This is a genomic window from Streptomyces sp. NPDC048349, from assembly GCF_040651925.1.
Classification (GTDB): domain Bacteria; phylum Actinomycetota; class Actinomycetes; order Streptomycetales; family Streptomycetaceae; genus Streptomyces.
In genome coordinates, this window is the sequence record NZ_JBEZLA010000024.1 from 86,708 (window position 1) to 91,265 (window position 4,558).

General features: G+C 74.2%; 4 protein-coding genes and 1 pseudogene. 3 read left to right on the plus strand and 2 right to left on the minus strand.

The window, feature by feature from the left end; genetic code table 11:
- Window positions 1-99 precede the first annotated feature (99 nt).
- Together AB0D44_RS15915 and lgt are read left to right on the plus strand one after the other, a co-directional pair.
- Window positions 100-1,077, plus strand: coding sequence for a thioredoxin domain-containing protein (locus tag AB0D44_RS15915; RefSeq protein ID WP_362590316.1), 978 nt, complete (start codon window positions 100-102; stop codon window positions 1,075-1,077).
- Between the two features lie 88 nt (window positions 1,078-1,165).
- Window positions 1,166-2,191, plus strand: coding sequence for a prolipoprotein diacylglyceryl transferase (gene lgt / locus AB0D44_RS15920; protein ID WP_362590348.1), 1,026 nt, complete (start codon window positions 1,166-1,168; stop codon window positions 2,189-2,191).
- A gap of 90 nt (window positions 2,192-2,281) precedes the next feature.
- On the opposite strand, the gene AB0D44_RS15925 is transcribed toward lgt, so the two are convergent.
- Both AB0D44_RS15925 and AB0D44_RS15930 read right to left on the minus strand, forming a co-directional pair.
- The gene (locus AB0D44_RS15925) at window positions 2,282-3,097 is read right to left on the minus strand and encodes an aldolase/citrate lyase family protein (RefSeq protein WP_362590319.1); all 816 of its coding nucleotides are present in this window, start codon (window positions 3,095-3,097) and stop codon (window positions 2,282-2,284) included.
- A complete protein-coding gene (locus AB0D44_RS15930) occupies window positions 3,094-4,269 on the minus strand; it encodes a CoA transferase (protein WP_362590351.1) in 1,176 nt (391 codons plus the stop codon). The genes AB0D44_RS15925 and AB0D44_RS15930 overlap by 4 nt, the downstream gene beginning before the upstream one ends.
- A gap of 194 nt (window positions 4,270-4,463) precedes the next feature.
- On the opposite strand from AB0D44_RS15930, the pseudogene AB0D44_RS15935 reads away from it, so the two are divergent.
- Window positions 4,464-4,558: pseudogene (locus tag AB0D44_RS15935) on the plus strand (ribokinase); the annotation flags it as partial.

Here is a 4,558-nt window from a genome sequence, read left to right on the forward strand (position 1 = left end):
GGTCTTTTACGCCAAACATAGCCGTGTTTTTGCCCGCGCCGGCGGGGTGGGGGGGGGGGGGGAGGCACGCGAGTGCCTCCCCGCTTCGTTTGGCCGAACGTGAGCGAGAAGAACGACGGTGCGAACCGCGATGCGACGAAACGATCGGCCCGCGAGCGACTCCAGGTGGAGCGCGAGCGGCAAAATGCCCGCGACCGGCGTCGGCGGACGCTCATCGTGTCGGCGGCGGTGGTCGGCGTACTCGGCCTGGCCGCCGTCGTCGGTCTGATCGCGGCCAACACCGGAAAGGACGGCAGCGGCAAGGACGGGCCGGTGGTCGCCCCCTCCGGGGCCACCGGCAAGGACGCGCTGGCCATCCGGACGGGCAAGGACGAGGCCAAGTCCACCCTGACCGTGTGGGAGGACTTCCGCTGCCCCGCCTGCAAGAGCTTCGAGGACAACTACCGGGACACCATCCACGACCTCGAGGCCAAGGGGCTGCTCAAGGTCGACTACCACCTGGTGACGCTCATCGACGGGAACATGGGCGGCAGCGGCTCGCTGAAGGGCGCCAACGCGGCGGCCTGCGCGCAGGACGCCGGCAAGTTCTCGGCCTACCACGACGTCCTCTTCCAGAACCAGCCGCAGGAGGTCGACGACGCCTACGGCAAGAACGCCAAGCTGCTGGAGCTGGCCGGCAAGGTGGACGGGCTGGACACCCCGGCTTTCCGCTCGTGCGTCGAGGACGGCACGCACAACAGCTGGGTCGCCAAATCACACGAGGCCTTCCGCGCCGGGCAGTTCCGGGGCACGCCCACCGTGCTGCTGGACGGCAAGGACATCTTCTCGGACAAGGGCAACCCGCTGACCCCGCAGAAGCTGAGGGAGCGGGTGGAGGCTGCGGCCGGTGCCTCCGGCGGCAGCGGGGCGCCGAAGGCCGCGGGGGCTTCGAAGGCGGCGGGCAAGGCCTCCCCGTCCGCCGGTGCGACCTCCGGCACCACTCCCGGTGCGACCCCCGGGGCCAGGGCTTCGCGGGCGTCGGCGGCGCCGTCGAAGACGCCCGCGAACCGCGGATCGGACGGTGCCGCGGAGGACTGAGCGACGCCCGTGCCGTGTGTGGATTCGGTATCGGCTTGCCGGGCGGGTTGCGGTGTGCACCGCCCGGCAGGGTAGCGTCATGTCTGCCATGGACATTGCTTACATCCCCAGTCCGTCGACCGGCGTGATCCATCTCGGACCGATCCCGCTGCGCGGCTACGCGTTCTGCATCATCATCGGCGTCTTCGTCGCCGTCTGGCTCGGCAACAAGCGGTGGGTCGCACGCGGCGGAAAGCCGGGCACGGTCGCGGACATCGCCGTGTGGGCGGTGCCGTTCGGCCTGGTCGGCGGTCGCCTCTACCACGTGATCACCGACTACCAGCTCTACTTCGGCGAGGGCCGCAACTGGGTCGACGCCTTCAAGATCTGGGAAGGCGGCCTCGGCATCTGGGGGGCCATCGCGCTCGGCGCCGTGGGTGCGTGGATCGGCTGCCGGCTGCGCGGCATCCCGCTGCCGGCCTGGGCGGACGCCCTCGCCCCGGGCATCGCGCTGGCGCAGGCCTGCGGCCGCTGGGGCAACTGGTTCAACCAGGAGCTGTACGGCAGGGCCACCGACCTTCCGTGGGCGGTGGAGATCAGCGCGGGCCCGAACCGGGACGCCGGCACCTACCACCCGACCTTCCTGTACGAGTCGCTGTGGTGCATCGGCGTCGCCGTCCTGGTCATCTGGGCCGACCGCCGCTTCACGCTCGGGCACGGGCGGGCCTTCGCCCTGTACGTGGCCGCGTACTGCGTGGGCCGCGGCTGGATCGAGTACATGCGGGTCGACGAGGCGCACCACATCCTGGGCCTGCGGCTGAACGTGTGGACCTCGATCGTCGTCTTCGTCCTGGCCGTCGTGTACTTCGTCCTGTCGGCGAAGCTGCGCCCGGGCCGCGAGGAGGTCGTCGAACCGGACCGCTCCGGCGACGGCGATGGCAACGGCGACAAGGCTCCGGCTGCTGCCGACGCGGAGAGTGCGACCGACGCGGAGGCTGCGGCCGGCCCGAAGGACACCGGCCCGAAGGACGCCGACCCGAAGGACGCCGACTCGAAGGACGCCGAGCCCGACGCCCCCGAGGTGGACCTCTCCAAGGCCGGACCGGCCGAGGCCCCGGAGGCCAAGAAGCTCTGACCGCCACGGTCGCAGAAGGGGGCGCCGCGCACGACGCGGCGCCCCCTTCCGTTTGCGGCGGCCCCGCCGGCCGCGGGAGCGCCACCACGGTCAGCGCCCGGCCATCCGCTCGGCGAGTGCCAAGGTGCGGTGCGCCGCGGCCACCACCGCCGGGTCGACGAAGCGGCCGTCGGGCAGGGCCAGCGCCCCCGGAGCGGCCCGGGCCGCGCACAGGACCTCCTCCGCCGCGGCCACCTCCGCGGGCGCGGGCAGGTACGCCCGCTCGATCACCGGCAACTGGCGGGGATGGATCGCCGCTCGGCCGAAGAAGCCGAGGGAGCGGCCGCGCCCACAGGAGACGGCCAGCGCCTCCAGGTCCCGGATGTCCGGGAACACCGACTGGGCCGGCGGCGCCAGCCCGGCCGCGCGGGCCGCCACCACCACCCGGGAGCGGCACCAGTCCAGGCCCGGCTCCGCGCTGACCGCCAGGTCGGCCCGCAGATCGGCCTCCCCGAGGGAGAGCCCGCGCAGCGCGGGGTGCGCGCGGGCGATCTCGTAGGCGCGCTCCACGCCCAGCGCCGATTCGAGCAGCGCGTGCAGCCCTACCCCGCCGGTGCGGTCCGCGGCCGCGACGACCTGCTCGGGGGCGCTGATCTTGGGCAGGCGCAGCCCGGCGAGGCCGTGCAGCCCGCCGAGGGCGGTGAGGTCGGCGCCGCCCCAGGGAGAGCCGAGGGCGTTGACGCGGACGTGCACGGGGACCGGGGGCCGCTCGGTGAGCAGCTCGGCGGTGGCGGCGCGGGCGTACTCCTTGCGGGAGGCCGGTACCGCGTCCTCCAGGTCCACGATCACGGCGTCGGCTCCGCAGCCGATGGCCTTGGCGACCACCGCCGGGCGGTCGCCCGGTGCGTACAGCCAGGTCAGGATCACAGCGCCCCCTCGGTCCGCAGCGCGCTGATCTCGGCCGCGGTCAGGCCCAGCTCGGTCAGGACCTCCTCGGTGTCCGCGCCGTGCGGGCGGCCGGCCCAGCGGATCGCGCCGGGGGTCTCGGAGAGCCGGAACAGGATGTTCTGCATCCGGATCGGGCCCAGCTCCGGGTCCTCCACCTCCGTGACCGAGTCCAGCGCCTCGAACTGCGGGTCGTCCATCACGTCCCGCACGTCGTAGACCAGGGCGACGGCCGCCTCGGCCTCCTCGAAGGCGGCGACGACTTCCTCGGCCTTGTGGCGGGCGATCCAGCCGCCGACCGCCTCGTCCAGGACGTGCACGTGGGCGGCCCGCCCCGAACCGGTGGCGAACCAGGGTTCGGCGAGCAGCTCCGGCCGCCCGACCAGGCGCACCACCCGCTCGGCGACGGACTGGGCGGAGGCGGACACCGCCAGCCAGCGGCCGTCCGCGCTGCGGTAGGTGTTGCGGGGCGCGTTGTTGGTGGAGCGGTTTCCGGTGCGCGGCTGGACATAGCCGAGCTGGTCGAACCACAGCGGGTGCGGGCCGAGCACGGTGAGGATCGGCTCGATGATGGCCAGGTCCACGACCTGGCCGCGGCCCGTGCGCTCGCGTCCCGCCAGGGCGGTCATGACCGCGTAAGCGGTGGTCAGCGCGGCGATCGAGTCCGCGAGCCCGAACGGCGGCAGGGTCGGCGGCCCCTCGGGCTCCCCGGTGATCGCCGCGAAGCCGCTCATCGCCTCGGCGAGGGTGCCGAAGCCGGGGCGGTGGGCGTACGGACCCTGCTGGCCGAAGGCCGTGACGCGGGTCAGGACCAGGCGCGGATTGGCGGCGGACAGCTCGGGCCAGCCCAGGCCCCATTTCTCCAGGGTGCCGGGGCGGAAGTTCTCGATGACCACGTCGGCGGTGGCGGCGAGGCGCAGCAGGGTGGCGCGGCCGCCCGGCGCGGACAGGTCGAGGGTGATCGTGCGCTTGTTCCGGCCGAGCAGCTTCCACCACAGGCCGATGCCGTCCTTGGCCGGCCCGTGGCCGCGCGAGGGATCGGGGCGGCCGGGGTGCTCGACCTTGACCACCTCGGCGCCGAAGTCGCCGAGCAGGGTGGCGGCCAGCGGCCCGGCGAACAGGGTGGCGAGGTCGAGGACGCGGAGTCCTTGCAGGGGGCCGGCCCCCTGCCCTTGCCCTTGCTCTGTCCGGGCGTCGGCAGCGGCGGGCTCGCCCCCCGCGCCGGGGAACGGGTCGCCGGTCCGTGCTCCCGTTCCCCGGCCCGGCGCCCCGGAGGCCGGGGGCGGGGGCCCGGAGTCCGCCACCGTGTCCGGCGCCGCCTCCGGGTTCACGAGGCGGCTCCGGACGTGCCGTCCTGGCCGGCGCGGCCGCCGCCCGCTCGCACGGTGTCCGTACGGTGCTCACCCCGGCCCCCGCCCAGCCGCTGCCCGCCGAACTCCTCGC